The organism is Curtobacterium sp. APC 4022 (assembly GCF_030407555.1).
GTDB lineage: Bacteria > Actinomycetota > Actinomycetes > Actinomycetales > Microbacteriaceae > Curtobacterium.
This window is the reverse complement of the sequence record NZ_JASDDD010000002.1, coordinates 23,253-37,760: the sequence shown is the minus strand read 5'-3', so window position 1 is coordinate 37,760 and position 14,508 is coordinate 23,253. Positions and strand designations below refer to the sequence as shown.

At 71.7% G+C, this 14,508-nt stretch carries 15 protein-coding genes; 6 read left to right on the top strand and 9 right to left on the bottom strand.

Going from position 1 to position 14,508, the window contains the following annotated elements; genetic code table 11:
* Positions 1-9: 9 nt before the first annotated feature.
* Positions 10-342: a hypothetical protein gene (locus QL987_RS00280; RefSeq protein ID WP_290155613.1), complete on the bottom strand. Its 333-nt coding sequence runs from the start codon at positions 340-342 to the stop codon at positions 10-12.
* 141 nt (positions 343-483) lie between these two features.
* Here QL987_RS00280 and QL987_RS00275 point away from each other — a divergent pair, with 141 nt between their 5' ends.
* Entirely contained in the window at positions 484-1,377 is an 894-nt protein-coding gene (locus tag QL987_RS00275) for an SGNH/GDSL hydrolase family protein (protein WP_290155611.1), read from the top strand.
* A 47-nt stretch (positions 1,378-1,424) separates the two neighbouring features.
* Here the strand turns inward: QL987_RS00275 and QL987_RS00270 are convergent, their stop codons facing one another.
* The 6 genes from QL987_RS00270 to QL987_RS00245 form a co-directional block, all read right to left on the bottom strand.
* Positions 1,425-2,387: an SDR family NAD(P)-dependent oxidoreductase gene (locus QL987_RS00270; RefSeq protein WP_290155609.1), complete on the bottom strand. Its 963-nt coding sequence runs from the start codon at positions 2,385-2,387 to the stop codon at positions 1,425-1,427.
* 88 nt (positions 2,388-2,475) lie between these two features.
* On the bottom strand, positions 2,476-2,970 hold the full coding sequence (locus QL987_RS00265; protein ID WP_111074096.1) for a DUF4126 family protein: 495 nt from the start codon (positions 2,968-2,970) through the stop codon (positions 2,476-2,478).
* 57 nt (positions 2,971-3,027) lie between these two features.
* On the bottom strand, positions 3,028-3,954 hold the full coding sequence (locus QL987_RS00260; protein WP_290155607.1) for a carbohydrate ABC transporter permease: 927 nt from the start codon (positions 3,952-3,954) through the stop codon (positions 3,028-3,030).
* A complete protein-coding gene (locus tag QL987_RS00255; protein ID WP_290155606.1) occupies positions 3,951-4,886 on the bottom strand; it encodes a sugar ABC transporter permease in 936 nt (311 codons plus the stop codon). Before QL987_RS00255 ends, QL987_RS00260 begins: the two co-directional genes overlap by 4 nt.
* Before the next feature lie 113 nt (positions 4,887-4,999).
* Positions 5,000-6,328: a sugar ABC transporter substrate-binding protein gene (locus QL987_RS00250; RefSeq protein ID WP_290155604.1), complete on the bottom strand. Its 1,329-nt coding sequence runs from the start codon at positions 6,326-6,328 to the stop codon at positions 5,000-5,002.
* 39 nt (positions 6,329-6,367) lie between these two features.
* The gene (locus QL987_RS00245) at positions 6,368-7,513 is read right to left on the bottom strand and encodes an ROK family transcriptional regulator (protein ID WP_111074099.1); all 1,146 of its coding nucleotides are present in this window, start codon (positions 7,511-7,513) and stop codon (positions 6,368-6,370) included.
* 216 nt (positions 7,514-7,729) lie between these two features.
* On the opposite strand from QL987_RS00245, the gene QL987_RS00240 reads away from it, so the two are divergent.
* Positions 7,730-8,635: an ROK family protein gene (locus tag QL987_RS00240; RefSeq protein ID WP_290155602.1), complete on the top strand. Its 906-nt coding sequence runs from the start codon at positions 7,730-7,732 to the stop codon at positions 8,633-8,635.
* Positions 8,636-8,785: 150 nt separating this feature from the next.
* Positions 8,786-10,126 carry a hypothetical protein gene (locus QL987_RS00235; RefSeq protein WP_290155600.1) on the top strand — a complete coding sequence of 447 codons (1,341 nt, stop codon included), beginning with the start codon at positions 8,786-8,788 and terminating at the stop codon, positions 10,124-10,126.
* A 16-nt stretch (positions 10,127-10,142) separates the two neighbouring features.
* Here QL987_RS00235 and QL987_RS00230 read toward each other — a convergent pair whose 3' ends face one another.
* The gene (locus QL987_RS00230) at positions 10,143-10,700 is read right to left on the bottom strand and encodes a MarR family transcriptional regulator (RefSeq protein ID WP_290155598.1); all 558 of its coding nucleotides are present in this window, start codon (positions 10,698-10,700) and stop codon (positions 10,143-10,145) included.
* Between the two features lie 215 nt (positions 10,701-10,915).
* Here QL987_RS00230 and QL987_RS00225 point away from each other — a divergent pair, with 215 nt between their 5' ends.
* The 3 genes from QL987_RS00225 (at position 10,916) to QL987_RS00215 (ending at position 13,837) form a co-directional block, all read left to right on the top strand.
* The gene (locus QL987_RS00225) at positions 10,916-11,041 is read left to right on the top strand and encodes a hypothetical protein (RefSeq protein ID WP_258366233.1); all 126 of its coding nucleotides are present in this window, start codon (positions 10,916-10,918) and stop codon (positions 11,039-11,041) included.
* A 258-nt stretch (positions 11,042-11,299) separates the two neighbouring features.
* A complete protein-coding gene (locus tag QL987_RS00220) occupies positions 11,300-13,201 on the top strand; it encodes a glycoside hydrolase family 43 protein (RefSeq protein WP_290155596.1) in 1,902 nt (633 codons plus the stop codon).
* Between the two features lie 108 nt (positions 13,202-13,309).
* Positions 13,310-13,837 carry a hypothetical protein gene (locus QL987_RS00215; protein ID WP_290155594.1) on the top strand — a complete coding sequence of 176 codons (528 nt, stop codon included), beginning with the start codon at positions 13,310-13,312 and terminating at the stop codon, positions 13,835-13,837.
* An 80-nt stretch (positions 13,838-13,917) separates the two neighbouring features.
* Here QL987_RS00215 and QL987_RS00210 read toward each other — a convergent pair whose 3' ends face one another.
* The gene (locus QL987_RS00210) at positions 13,918-14,496 is read right to left on the bottom strand and encodes a TetR/AcrR family transcriptional regulator (protein ID WP_290155593.1); all 579 of its coding nucleotides are present in this window, start codon (positions 14,494-14,496) and stop codon (positions 13,918-13,920) included.
* Positions 14,497-14,508 lie beyond the last annotated feature (12 nt).

Here is a 14,508-nt window from a genome sequence, read left to right as displayed (position 1 = left end):
GGTCCGGACTCAGGAGGGACGACGAGCCGGACCGCTCGCCGGGAGGATGTCGTCCTCCGTGATCACGAATGCCGTCACCCCTCGGAGCCGCCCGGTCGTCACCTTGTCGTCCAGGTGCACCATCAAGAGTCGGTACCCGAGGTCCTCGTCGTCGATCCCCGCCCGCCGACCCCAGACGGCCCGGCCGGATTCGACGAGCCGCGGCAGCATGCGCTGAACGTGCGTCTCGGAGAATTGGACCGTGATCGTCCGACCGCGTGACGACGTGCTGAAGTCGAAGGTGGTCGCCCCGACGTTGCTGGCGTCGTCGCACGTCAGCAGCCAGTCACGGAAGCGTCGCATGGTCCTCCTCGGGCGCGCAGTGGTGGCGCTCAGTGTCCCACGGCCGGGTTCCTGTGGTCCGCTCGGAAGGACCTCAGGAAGCGGGACCACTTCACATCCGGCCCGCGGCCTGCGCGGGCCGGCCGGTCCTACGGTGATGCCGTGCAACCACGTGCCCTCCGTCAGCCCCGCGTCCACGAGCCCCGTCCGGGTCGTCGCCGACGCATGCTGTGCGTCGCGGGGGTCCTCGGTGCCGCCGCCCTGCTCGGCGCGGGCGTGGTGGTGGTGGTGCCGGGCATCGTCTCGGCGGCTGAACACCCGGCGGTCGTCGGGAGTGCGCCCCACGAGCGCGGAGCGGGCGTCGTCCCCGCGGGCACCGTCCGGGTCGACGCCGAGCGCACGTGGGAACTCGACCACACGCCGGACCAGGTGCTGACCGGGCCGCTCGGTGCGGCAGCACCGGGTGCCGTGCGCTTCGCGTACGCGGGAGACTCGGTCACCGCCCGCCCCGGTTCGTGGTTGCGGGACCTCGCCGCCGATCCTGCCGTCCACGCCATCGGCGGGTACGCCCACAGCGGGTACCGTGCCGACCAGGTCGCCGCGCTCATGCCCGCCGTGCCCGGAGCCGACGTCCTGGTCGTCGAGCTCGGCACGAACGACGTCAACCAGGACGTCCCGGCCACCCGCACGATCGCGGCGATCAACGCCCTGGTCGCCCGTGACGGCGCACCGCACGTCCTGGTCGTCGACACCCCGCCATCCGACCACACGACGAGCCTGTGGGGCGTCGACCGGCGGACCGGGAACGCCGAGATGAACCGTGACCTCGCGAGCGACGCCCGGCACCACGGCTGGACGGTGATCGACCCGTTCGCCGCCGTCCGCACCGCAGACGGCGCGTACGCCCCGGGCACGTCGCTCGACGGGATCCACCCGACGACGGCGGCCAACACCGCGATCGCGCGGCGGTTCGCCCGGGCGATCGTCGCCGCGGGCCACTCGGCGACCACCGCCACGACGGCGGCCGGCACGACCGCGACAGCGACCGGGGCCTGACGCCCCGACGTGCTCGGGGCGGCACCGCAGCGTGCTCTGCTGACCGCTCAGCGCGTGGCGAGCAGCGCGTCGCTCGCGTCCCACAGCCGCTCGGCGGACTCCGGGTCCAGCGCCTCCGGGCGCACTCCCACGAGCGGCCGGTCGTCGCTCGCCGGCACCGCCTCGGCGCAGTCCTCGAAGTACCGGCCGCCGACACCCTCGACGAGCGGTGAAGCCGCCACGAGCACCGAGGTCGCGGCACCCTGCTCCGGGGTCTTGAAGCCCTCGGCCGGCGAACCGTCCTCGTGGACGATGCCGATCGCGAGCGCCTGCTCGTGCGACAGGTGCCGGGAGAGGTCGGTGAGGATGCCGCCGGGGTGCACGGCGTTCGCGACGATGCCGTCGGCGGCCCAGCGTCGGGTGGCCTCCACCGCAAAGAGCGCGTTCGCGGTCTTCGACTGCCCGTAGGCCACCCACGGGTCGTAGGGGCGCCGCTCGAACATGAGGTCGTCGAGGTCGATCCCTGCGGTGTGGTGCCCCGCGGAGCTCAGCGCGACGACCCGTGCGGCGCGTCCGGTCCGGTCCGCCCCGGCGCGCAGGGCGTCACGGAGGCCGGTGACCAGGCCGTGGTGCCCGAGGTGGTTCGTCGCGAACTGCAGCTCCCAGCCCTCCGGCGTCCGGAGCTCGGGGGTCGCCATGATGCCGGCGTTGCCGATGACGACGTCGAGCGGCCCCGTCCACGCGGCGACGAAGGCGCGGACGGAGGCACGGTCGGCGAGGTCGAGCGGGCGGACCTCGACCGAGGCACCGGGGACGTCGGCGCGGAGGCGTCCGGCCGTCCGCTCCCCCTGCTCGGGCCGCCGCACGGCGAGGACGACCGAGGCCCCGGCACCGACGAGGGCGGCCGAGGTCGCCGCGCCGATCCCGGCGGCACCGCCGGTCACGATGACCCGCAGCCCCGTGAGGTCGATGCCGCGGAGGACCTCCGCGGCGGTGGTCGTGGCGTCGAACGGGGTCGTGATCCTGGACATGTCCGGAGTCTACGCAACAGGTGTCGTTGACGGACGGGAGGCCCGGCGCACGTCGTGTGCCGGGCCTCCCGTCCGTCAGGTGGTCACGTCAGCCGGCGCGCACCACCGCGCGCGAGCCGGCGATGACGGCGACGTCCTCGGCGACTGCGACGACCGGGTCGGGCAGGACCGTGCCGACGGCCTTGCGGGCGGCCCAGGCGACGTAGGAGCCGACGAGGGCCCCGATCGCGCCGAGGATCGCGCCCTCGATGCGCAGGTCCGACTTGCCGGACTTCGTGGTGGTGCCGAGGGCGAGACCGGCGAACGCGCCCGCACCGATGCGGCCGAGGAGCGCCGGGAAGGCGATCCGGTTCGGGGTCTTCGGCATCTTGTCCGCGACGATCTCGCCCGCGGCGCCGACGACGAGACCGGCGCGACCGATCGACGAGTCGAAGGTCTTCCAGTCCTGCCACTCACCGCGCAGGTCCTTGTCGCCGTGGTGCAGTCCGAGGACGGCGAGCGGCGTGGCGGAGCGACCGCCGCTGAGGATCCCGAGCAGCAGGGCTCGCGTCAAGGTGCTGGTGGTCCGGCTCTTCTTCGACATGTGTTCCGTCTCCTTCGTGTCCCGGTCGACGCTACTCAGTCCGGCTGTCTCCGAGGCTCAGCCCTTGACCGCTCCGGCGGACATGCCGGACACCAGGTTGCGCTGGATGATCATGAAGAACACCACGACGGGCAGCGAGAACAGCACGGAGGCGGCCATCTGCCCGGTGAAGTCGGTGCCGGCGGTCTGCGTGGTGAAGGACGCCAGCCAGACCGGCAGCGTGTAGTGCGCCTGGTCCTGCATGAACGTGTAGGCGACGATGTAGTCGTTCCACGCGGCGATGAACGCGAACACGCTCGTCGCGATCACGCCGGGCATCACGAGCGGGAACAGCACCTTCGTCAGGACCTGCCAAGTGCTCGCGCCGTCGATGCGGGCCGCCTCTTCGATCTCGATCGGGATGGCGAGGAAGAACCCGCGCATCACCCAGATCGAGAACGGCAGCACCGCGGCGACGTAGGCCAGGATCAGGCCGAAGTAGCTGCCGGTGAGCCCGGTCTGGTTGAAGATGAGGAACTGCGGGATGAGCAGCGCGGTGCCGGGCAGCATCTGGACGAGCAGGATCACGACCAGGATCGTCCGGCGTCCGCGGAACCGGAAGCGCGACAGCGCCGCCGACGCCAGGATCCCGAGCACCAGCGACAGGACGACCGCCCCGACCACGACGATGCTCGAGTTCTTCAGGTAGACGAGGAAGTCGGCGCGGGTGAACGCGGTGACGAAGTTGTCGATCGTCGGGTGTGCGGGGGCGAACAGCGGGGTGCTCGTCAGCGCTTCCGACCGCGGCTTGAACGCGGTGTTCACCATCCAGTAGACGGGGAAGATCCACACCACGCAGAAGACCACGGCGATGGTGCTGCTGATCCACCGCACCGGTCGGCGGCGGCGGCGGATGCGCTCGGTGGCCGCGACGCCCTTCGGGGTGGGGACGGCGGCGGGGACGTCGGCGTCGACGGGTACGCCCGTCGGCAGTGCGGTGGTCACAGCTCTTCTCCCGATCGGACGAGGTTCCGGATGTAGAGGGCGCTGAGGGCCATGAGGATCAGCGCGGCGATCACGGCGACGGCGGACCCGGTGCCGATGTCGTGCCCGACGAAGGCGGTGATGTAGGTGAAGACGCCGAGGGTCGAGGTCGCACCGTCGGGGCCGCCCTGCGAGACGAGCCAGATCTGGTTGAAGACGTTGAAGTCCCAGATGATCGAGAGCATCGTCACGAGGAGCAGCGTCGGGCGGAGGTACTCGATGGTGACGACGCGGTAGACGGTCCACTCGGAGCCGCCGTCGAGTCGGACGGCTTCCTTCACCTCGAGCGGGATCTGGGTCTCGGCCGCGTAGAGCGTCAGGGCGATGAACGGCACGGCCTGCCAGACGACGAGCATCCAGATCGACGTGTACGCCAGTCCGGCGCTGTTGCCCCAGTCGGTGTTCGTCATGTCGCCGAAGACGTGCAGCTGGGTGAGCACCCAGTTCACGACGCCGTAGCCCGGCTGGAACAACCAGTTCCACACGAGCGAGGACGCCACGTTCGGCATGCCCCAGGCGCAGATCAGGACGATCGTCACGGCGTACCGGAGGACCACGCCGAGCCGGGTCATCAGGTGGGAGACGCCGGCGCCGATGAGGATGCTGCCGAGCACCATCGCGGCGGTGAACAGGACCGTGCGCACCAGGGAGGCCCAGAACGCCGGGTCGGTGAGGATCTGCACGTACTGCGCCAGGCCGACGGCGTCGTAGGCCCCGGTGTAGAGCGAGCGCTGGTCGTAGTCGGTGAAGGACGTGAAGACCAGGAAGACGATGGGGGCGATCGTCACGAAGACGAGCACCAGGCCCGCCGGCGTGAGGAGCCACAGCGGGGCGGACGAGCGAGCGGGACGGCCGGTGCGCTCCTGGCTCGGGCGGGTGGCGGAGACGGTCACGTCTGGCCTTTCCGTGAGGGGCGGACGGTGCGGGTGCCGCGGCGGTCGCCGTGGCGGGTGCCGGGGTGGTGCCGGGGCACCCGCGCCGTCCTGCGTCGGTCGAGGAGTGCGGCCTACTTCTTGTTGAGCGTGGCGTCGGCTGCCTTGTCGAAGGTCGCGGCGGCCTCCTCCGGGGTCTTCGAGCCGGAGACGATGCTCGAGAACAGGTCGTTGATGCTCTGGTCACCCTCGAGGTCGGCCCAGCGGGAGTTCGCCGGCGTCGCCTTCGAGTTCAGGGCTGCCGTGAAGAAGCCCTTGTTGATGTCGCTGAGCGTCGAGTCGGCGGCCTTGATGCCGTCGGTGCTGTTCGGGATCCAGCCGTTGTCGCCGTAGACGTACTTGCTCTGCATGTCCGGGCCGGACGCGATCTTCACCCACTGCAGGGCCAGGTCGGTGTTCTTCGACTTCGCGGCCACACCCCAGTCGGAGCCGCCGAGCATGACGGGCTGGGTCTTCCCGGACTTGCCCGGGAACGGGAAGGTGCCGAGCTTGTCCGCCGTCATCTCGGGGTTCGCCTGCTCGATGAGCCCGAGCGTGCCGCTGGTGCTGAGGATGGCCGAGGCCTTCTCGTCGGCGAAGACCTGGTTCATGTCCGGGCTGTCGGTGTTGAGCGTCGCCGAGGCCTTCGAGGAGTAGTCGTTGGCGAACTCCTTGAAGTCCGTCAGACCCTGCTGCGCCTTCGCGTCACCGAAGCCGGCCTTCCAGGTGCCGTCCTGCTCGGTCGCGATCTCGCCGCCGGCGTCCCAGACGAACTGCATGCCGGCGTACCAGTACTGACCGGGCATGTAGAAGGCCGAGAAGTCGTTCGCGGTGTTCTTCGCCTTCACCTTGTCGAGATCCGCGGTCAGTTCCTCGTAGGTGGTCGGGGCCGTCGTGATGCCGGCGTCGGCCCACATCTGCTTGTTGTAGATGACCGACCGGGCACCGGCGAACCCGGGGACACCGTACAGCGAGCCGTCGACGGTCGCCGGGTCCGAGAGCCCGGCGAGCCAGGTCTGCCCCTGCGCCAGGTCCTTCTTGTAGGGCGTCAGGTCGAGGAGCGCCCCGTTGGCGGCGTAGCTGGCGACCTGGGTGTTGCCGAGGTCGAGGACGTCCGGCGGGGTGTTCGTCGCCAGGGCGGTGGAGATCTTCGTCGTGATGCCGTCCCACTGCTGGATCTGCACCTTGACCTTCGCACCGGTCTTCGCCTCGAACTCCTTGTTGATCGCGGCGATGGTCTTGTCCGAGTAGTCCCCGGTCATGGCCCACACGGTCAGCGTCTTGCCGTCGCCCTTGACGTCGGCGACGTCCTTGGTCCCACCGCCGCCCCCGCCACCGGCGTTGCCGGCGCTGGAGCAGGCCGTCAGGCCCATCGCGATGGTCAGGGCCACGGCAGCTGCTGCCGCGAACTTCGTCGTACGCATTGCTTCTCCTTGGTGGTCGTTCTGCTGTGTCGGGTCGGGTCAGCTGACGCCGAGCTCCGCGGCGAGCAGGAAGGCTGCTCCGCCCCGGAGGATCAGGTCGCTGTTGGTGGAGGTGGCGGTCACGGCGAGGTCGTTGCCGACGCTCGCGAGGGTCCGTGCCGTGGCCGTCGCGCGGACGGCCTGGATGAAGGGACCCTGCACCAGATCGGCGGGGCCGGTGACGACGATCTCGGTGATGTTCACCGCGCTGATGATCGGCGCGAGGACACCGCCGAGGGTGCTGCCGGCGGAGCGCAGGACCGCGTCGCGGCCGTCGGGCGACGCGGCGATCCGGCGGGTCAGGTGTTCGGCGCCGATGAGGACCTCGAGGCAGCCCCGGCGACCGCAGAGGCAGGGTTCGCCGTCCTCGTCGATCGTCAGGTGCCCGATCTCACCGGCGGCGAACCGTTCGCCCAGCACCAGGCGGCCGCCGAGCACCATGCCCGTGCCGACGCCGTGTTCGAGTGCGACGACGAGCAGGTCGTTGCCGGGCTCGGCCTCGAACGCGTGCACCCCGAGGGCCGCCGTGTTGGCGTCGTTGAGCACGTGCACGGGCAGCCGGAAGTGCTCGGTGAGCTGTGCCTGCAGCGGCAGGTCGGCGCCGAGGGCCACGGAGTGCAGCACGGTGCCGTCGGCGTCGATGACCCCGGGGCAGCCGACCGCGATGCCGAGCAGGCGGCGGGTGGTCATCGTCGCGAGGCGTTCCACCAGCCGGATGATCCGGACGACGGCCTGTTCCCCGGTGGCACCGTCGACCTCGATCTTCGCGCTGTCCACCACGTCGCCGCGGAGGTTCGTGACCGCGCCGACGAAGTGGTCGGGGAGGGACAGGTCGACGACGACGATGTGGAACGCGTCCACGTTGAGGGTGATGAGGGTCGCGGGCTTGCCGACCCGCAGGTCCTCCCGCGGGCCGAGCTCGGTGACCAGTGCGTCGACCTCGAGTTCCGCCACGAGTCCGGACACGGTGGGGCGGGTGAGGCCCGACTGCCGGGACAGGTCGGCGCGGCTCATGGCCCCGTCGGTGAAGAGCGTCTGGAGGATCAGCGAGCGGTTGTGGGCTCGGCTGTGCTGCGGGAGCGCCTTGCTGCGGGAGCGTCGGAGCTGCGCGCCGAAGGTGGTCTGGACGTCCGTCTCGTTCGGCATCAGATCTCCTCCCTCCGAGCGGTTGCCTTAGTAAAGGACCGTTCCTAATCACCTGTCAAGACCCGATCTGCAGCCGTAACACGTGCGTGATCTGGCGGAAACAGGCGGAAGTCATCGCTTGCCACGGATGCGTAAGGCGTGTTTACTAACCCGCATGCGCAGCCCAGACGCCGCGTCCTCGACGCCGAGGCCGGACACCCCGACGACCGGTTCCCGATGAGGATCGGCCTGGACATCGGCGGGACGAAGATCGACGCCGTCGCGGTCGCCCCGACCGGCGAGACCGTCGACCGGGTCCGCGTGCCGACCGGCTTCGGCGCCGACGCCGTCGTCCGGAACACCCTGCAGGTGATCGACTCGCTCCGCGCCCGGACCGGCACGGCACCGACCGCGGTCGGCATCGGGATCCCCGGGCTCATCGACCACGAGACCGGCTGGGTCCGGCACGCCGTGAACCTCGGGTTGTCCGAGGTCGCCCTCGGACCGCTCGTCGCCGAACACGTCGGACTGCCCGTGCAGGTGGAGAACGACGTCAACGTCGCCGCGCTCGGAGCGGCGCAGGCCATGCAGCTCGACGGGCCGCACGCCTACCTCAACATCGGCACCGGGTTGGCGGCGGGCATCGTCGTCGACCGACGGCTCTGGCGCGGTGCCCGGGGCAACGCCGGCGAGGTCGGTCACATCCCCGTGCTCGCCGACGGCCCGGTGTGCGTGTGCGGGCAGCGCGGCTGCCTCGAGACGGTCGCGTCGGGCTCGGCACTGGCCACCGCCTGGCCCGGACACCCGGGCAGCACCGCCACGAACGTCTTCGACAGTGCGGACGCCGGGGACCCGGCCGCGACCGCCGTGCGGGACCGGTTCGTCGCCGGCGTCGCCTCGGCCGTCCGGATCCTCGTCGTGACCGCCGACGTCGAGTCCGTCGTCATCGGTGGCGGGCTCGCCACCCTCGGCGAGCGCCTCCTCCTGCCGCTCCGCGCGGACTTCGACGAGGCCGCACGCGCCTCCCCCTTCGTCGCGTCGCTCGGCCTGTCGTCCCGCGTGCGCCTCGCACCGCTCGACCAGCCGCTCGCCGCACTCGGTGCCGCCCACCTGGCTCCCGAGTCCGCCGTGACGACCGCCTGACGCGAGGGGCGGGACCCGGCCGAGCCGGGCCTCCCGTCCGCCGCGTCGGTCGCCACGGCCCTGTCGGCGCCGACCACCCGGTCGGTCCGGCGCCCCTCCCGTCCGGATCCACCGTCCGCCGCGACCGCCGCGGCTGGAAGTGAGCACGCCATGACCGACCCGACACGTCCCTCCGAGCCGTCCGCCCCTGCCGACCACCGTGCGTCCGGCTCGCTCAGCCGCCGTGGCGTCGTCCTCGGTGGCGCCGCCGCCGTCGCCGCCGCAGCCGTGGCCCTCGGTTCACCGGGGGTCGCCTCGGCCAGCCCGGGAGGCGCGGCGACCGTCGCGAGCACCGGCCGCCGGCCCGGCGCTCCCACGCTGTCCCGCACGCGCTCCCGGGACCTGGCGTACGAGTACCTCGACCTGCGGATGGACGAGTACGGCAGCGGGACCGCCCTCCGGCTGCCGCGGAGCTACTCCGGCGGCTACTTCGCGTCGCTGCCGACGGAGTTCGTGTCCTCGTTCGCGTACGACGACGCGCTGATGGTCCTGGCGTGGCTCGGACGCGGTCGGCGGAGCGACGTGCAGCGGGCGACGGTCCTCGGTGACACCCTGTTGTCCCTGCAGGCGGCGGACCCGATCGGGGACGGCCGGACGCGGGCGTCGTACCAACCGGACACGTTCCCGGTCGCGAGCCCGCCGCGGCCGATCGGCATCGGTTCCCCCGCCGCCTACACGGGCAACCAGTCCTGGGTCGGGATGGCGTTCTGCCGGTTGTACGCGGTGACGCGGCAGCGACGGTTCCTGGACGGCGCCCTCCGCCTCGGCACGTGGATCGAGGAGCACACCCGCGACGACGTCCGTCAGCCCGCCGGGTACACCGGTGGCCGGAACGCCGACGACCAGCCGATCACCTACAAGTCGACCGAGCACAACATCGACGTCACCGCGTTCTTCACCCAGCTGGCGCAGCTCAGCGGCGACCGGGTGTGGAAGCGTCGAGCAGCACTGGCGGAGTCGTTCGTGCGGGCGATGCAGGACCGGACGGACGGGCACCTGTGGACCGGCACCGACCCGGACGGCGTGACGGTCAACCGGGTGCCGATCCCCGAGGACGTCCAGGTCTGGGCGTTCCTGGCGACCCTCGACCGCCGGTACGCGGCATCGGTGACGTGGGTGCTCGACACCCTCATCGCACACGACGGTCCGTACACCGGGCCGTCGTTCTCGGACACCGACACGAGCAAGGTCTGGTTCGAGGGGTCCGGGCAGCTGGCGCTCGCGCTCGAGGTCCGTGGTGCGCGCGGCGACCGGGCCCGGGCCTCGTCGATCCTGGACAGCGTGCAGCTCGCGCAGCGGACGCAGCCGAACGGGGACGGCAAGGGGATCGTGTCGGCGTCGTCGGACGGGCTCGACACCGGGTTCGGGGACCTGTACTACGCGAGCCTGCACACGGGTGCGACGGCGTGGTACCTGCTGGCGGTGACGCGGACGAACCCGTTCCGCCTCTGACGGCGCCGTGCCGGGGTCAGTGGTGCGCGGGCAGTGCCACGGCCCCGGCGCCCCGGGCGTCGTCGGGCACGGGGTCGCCGGTGGCCGCCTCGTCCATCGCGGCGGTCATGTCCTCGAAGAAGGCGCTCATCTCGGTGAGGGTCGTCGCCGAGAGCCGGTCCGCGGCGGCGATCATCCGCGCGTGCACCCCGGTCAGGTGCGACCGGACGGTGTCGTCGCCGTTGTCCGTGGCGACGAGCAGGAACCCGCGGCCGTCGCTCGGGTCGGTCTGTCGTTCGACGTGGCCGGCGGCGACGAGTCGCTTCACCAGCGCCGTGGTCGACGCCGTCGTGATGCCGAGGTGCGCCGCCAGGCCGGTCGGCTTCACGACGGTGCCGCGCTGTCGCGCCTGCAGCAGGAAGCGGACGGCGGCCATGTCGGTCGGACCGAGCTGCATGGTGTCGCGGGTGCGCTGCCGCATGGCGACCTCGGCGGACCGGTAGCGGCGCATCGCGTTGAGGAGCTCCACGCCGGTCTTGGTCGCGCGGTCGGGGTACCAGTACCCGGACTCGTCGTAGGTCCTCGCGTCGACCATGGCGTCCCACCTCGTCCTCGACCGCGGGGTGCAGCCGATCCCCCAGGAGTACCAGCACGTCGGGGTGCCGGGTCCAGCGCCTCCGCGGACTTGTCCCCCGACCGCCGACTGCTCGAGAGGCGCCCGCCCGCGCGTCCCCCGCGAAGTGGACGGAGGCGGGAATGCGCGCAGGGATCCGCGTGTACAGATGATCACCTCGACGAAAGGAGTCCGCCGTGATCGACGACGACCGCACCCCAGGCCAGCGCACCGACGTGGCCCAGCACCCGCAGTTCCGCCTGCAGGACGACGAACCGACGGGCTTCGGCCGCTGGCTCGGACTCATCAACGCCGGAGACTGAGCGCTCCGGCCGCGCCGGCCGCCGCTCCGGCGGCGACCACGACACGGACGGGAGGCGCGGTGCCAGCTGGCACCGCGCCTCCCGTCTCGTTGTCCGTTCCGCCCCGGAACCTTGCGCTCCCCGTGGCCTGGCCACAGGATGTTGACGTTGCCAACGGAGGCAGCACGAGCTGAGGAGGCCGGATCGATGGGGATTCGCCAACGACGGACAGAGCGCGACACGACGTCATCGGGCCGGTGGTGGCGCCTCGCAGCAGGGGTGACCGCAGCCGCCCTCGCGATCGGGGGGCTCGGTGCCGCACCCGCCCTCGCGGACACGACGCCCGCGACCTTCCACCCGGGCCAGCAGTGGCTCGACGACACCGGGCAGCCGATCCAGGGACACGGCGGCCAGGTCGTGACGAGCACGGATGACGCCGGCGGGACCATCTACTACTGGTACGGCGAGGACCGCGTCAACGGGTACACCGACACCCGCGGCGTGCACGTCTACTCGTCCCGGGACCTGACGAACTGGACCGACCAGGGCCTGGCCCTCCGGACGATGACGGCACGGTCGGACTTCGACCAGCCGTACTTCTCGGCCCTCTACGGCGGCTACGACGGCTCGCAGCGCGACGACGTGTACCGCGACCTCGGGGTGACGGCCGAGAGCGCCACCCGCCCCGGCGCGATCCTCGAGCGGCCGAAGGTCATCCACAACGCGAAGACCGGGCAGTGGGTGATGTGGGTGCACGCCGACGGTCCCACCGCCGACTCGGACGCGCAGTACGCCAAGGCCACCGCCGGCGTCGCCGTGTCCGACTCCCCCACGGGGCCGTTCCGCTACATCGACTCGTACCGCCTGGACCGGGTCCCCGCCGACGACCCGACCAACCACCAGCCGGACTCCCCCGGCATGGCCCGCGACATGAACCTGTTCGTCGACGACGACGGCACCGCGTACATCGTCTACGCCAGCGAGGAGAACCTGACCCTCTACATCTCGAAGCTCGACGCCGACTACACGAACCTGTCGGCCGAACCGAGCAAGGCCGTGGAGGGCGTCGACTTCCGCCGCCCGCAGCCGTGGATCGGCGGGCAGCGCGAGGCACCGGCCCTGACGAAGGTCGGCGGCACCTACTACCTGGTCACCTCGGGCGCGACCGGCTGGGCACCGAACGCCGCCGCGTACGCGACCGCCACCGACCTGCTCGGCACCTGGACCGCGCACGGCAACCCGGCCACCGGCACCGGCGCCGACACGACCTGCAACTCGCAGAGCACGTCGCTGCTGAACCTCGGCGACGGCCGCGTCGTGTACATCGGCGACCGGTGGAACAACGCCACTGACCTGCGGACGGCACCGTCGGTGTGGCTGCCGGTGACGTTCGGCGAGGGCGGAGCGATGTCGTTCTCGTGCGACACGACCTCGTGGTCACTCGCCGACCTGCATCCCTCCACCCCGTGGACGGTCACGACGCCGATCGCCGGCCAGGCCACGCTCGACGACGACACCAAGGCGCTGCCGGGCAGGGTCGCCGTCCGCGAGGGCTCCACCACCCGCACCCACCGCGTCACCTGGGCCGACGACGCCCTGGCGACCGCGGGCGAGCGGACCGTCACCGGGACACTCGACGACGGCCGCACCTTCACCCGCACCGTCACCGTGTTGCCGAAGAAGATGTCGTACTTCGTCGACGCCGGTGGGCAGGGCACCGCGGACCACACCGCGGACCTGGCCTTCCTGCAGAAGCGCGGCGACCGTCTGCTCAACAGCGTCGAGGACCAGCGCTTCGGCGTCGACCCCGCCACCGGGAACCACTGGGGGTACCTCGGCACCACCGGCGGCACCTCGGGGACGAGCGGCGGCACCATCACGGACACCGTCCGCTGGCAGGCCGACAAGACCGACCTGGAGTACGCCCTGGGCGGCCTGAAGAAGGGCTCGTACCGCGTGGACGTCGGGTTCTGGGACCCGTGGACGAAGAGCGCTCCGGGTCGGGCTGCCGCGGTCGCCGTCGACGGCGAGACCGTGACGACGGACCAGCCGATCGACGGCACCTTCCGCACCCTCGCGACCACGGCGACCGTGGGCAAGGACGGCATCGTCGACCTGCGCATCTCGCCGGCCACGAAGTACGGCATCCAGGTGAGCTGGATCATGGTGTCGAAGGGCTGACACGCACCGACGGGAGGCCCGCCACCGGTCTGCGGGACCGGTGACGGGCCTCCTGTGCGTTGCCCCGGCGACCAGCGCCACGCACGCCGACGCGGGTACGGTCGGAGCGTGCACGGGATCGGTGAGGTCGACGAGGCCGGACGGCTGCGGCTGCTCGGCAGCGCCGCGGCGGGTGCGGGCTTCGCGCTCGTGTTCACGATGCTCGTCCTGTCGTCGTTCCAGACCGCGACGCCGCAGGTGCTCGTGTCGGTCGGACTGCCCGCGGCGCTGATCGGTGCCGGGGTCGCCGGTTGGTTGCAGCTCCGCTCCTGGCGGGTCGACGGCGGCTACGAGGCCGTCGTGATGGTCGAGCGCTGGGTGACCGAGCGGCAGGTGCCGACCGGGGTGCCCGCGGAGATCTGGGTCCCACGGCTGCAGGCCCAGGCCGACCAGCAGACCGCCGGCTGGGGCAAGATCGTGCTCGCGGTGTTCTGGAGTGCGATGACGTGGTCGATGCGCGACCAGCACGGCACCGTGATCACGCTGCTGCTGCTCGGGCTGTGGGCCTGCCTGGCGCTGTGGAGTGCGCTGTGGGTGATCCCGCGGTCTCGCGTGGCGCGCGACATGCTGCGGCAGGGCGTCGTCGTCCGCGACTGAGCTGTCGGGTCAGCACCACGGGTCGGATCAGCACCACGGGTCGGGTCAGCACCACGGGTCGGTCAGCCTGACCGGTCGGGTCAGCCGAGCGCCGCCGTCGCGGTCCGGAGCTCCTGCAGGACGTCGAGCGCGTGACGCGCGAGCCCGTCGTCGTCGCTCCGCTCGCCCTCTGACCAGCGCGCGTAGCCCTGCTTGAACGCCAGGACCCCCATCTCGCTGGCCAGGTGCGCCGTGGTCTCGGGGACGCCGCGCTCGAGCAGCGCCGTGGTCATCGCCGCAGCCATGCCGACGCTCTTCAACGCGTCCCGCTCCTGCAGTTCGGTGCTGGCGGCGACGGCGGCCTTCAGGCGCGGGCCGAGTTCGCGGTTCCGGGGACCCATCTCGCCGGAGGCCCGTTCGAGTCCGGCGGCGACGGCCTCCAGCGGGCTGGCGTCGGCCGGGGCTGCGGTGATCCCCTCGGCGAGCAGGCGACTCAGGGTCTCCTGCCCGGCGACGAGGAGCTCGCGCTTGTCGGGGAAGTGCCGGAAGAAGGTGCTCTTCGTGACCCCGGCGCGTTCGGCGATCTCGGTGACGGTCGTCGCGTCGTAGCCCTGCTCGGTGAACAGGTCGACGGCGGCGAGGACGAGCCGTTCGCGTGCTCCTGGTTCCCATCGCGCCATGGTCCGATCCTA

Excerpts from the sequence above, each read along its gene's own strand:
- QL987_RS00250 (WP_290155604.1), bottom strand. The coding sequence starts at position 6,328 with ATGCGTACGACGAAGTTCGCGGCAGCAGCTGCCGTGGCCCTGACCATC.
- QL987_RS00235 (WP_290155600.1), top strand. The coding sequence starts at position 8,786 with ATGACCGACCCGACACGTCCCTCCGAGCCGTCCGCCCCTGCCGACCAC.
- QL987_RS00245 (WP_111074099.1), bottom strand. The coding sequence starts at position 7,513 with ATGCCGAACGAGACGGACGTCCAGACCACCTTCGGCGCGCAGCTCCGA.
- QL987_RS00280 (WP_290155613.1), bottom strand. The coding sequence starts at position 342 with ATGCGACGCTTCCGTGACTGGCTGCTGACGTGCGACGACGCCAGCAAC.
- QL987_RS00270 (WP_290155609.1), bottom strand. The coding sequence starts at position 2,387 with ATGTCCAGGATCACGACCCCGTTCGACGCCACGACCACCGCCGCGGAG.
- QL987_RS00210 (WP_290155593.1), bottom strand. The coding sequence starts at position 14,496 with ATGGCGCGATGGGAACCAGGAGCACGCGAACGGCTCGTCCTCGCCGCC.
- QL987_RS00240 (WP_290155602.1), top strand. The coding sequence starts at position 7,730 with ATGAGGATCGGCCTGGACATCGGCGGGACGAAGATCGACGCCGTCGCG.
- QL987_RS00265 (WP_111074096.1), bottom strand. The coding sequence starts at position 2,970 with ATGTCGAAGAAGAGCCGGACCACCAGCACCTTGACGCGAGCCCTGCTG.
- QL987_RS00230 (WP_290155598.1), bottom strand. The coding sequence starts at position 10,700 with ATGGTCGACGCGAGGACCTACGACGAGTCCGGGTACTGGTACCCCGAC.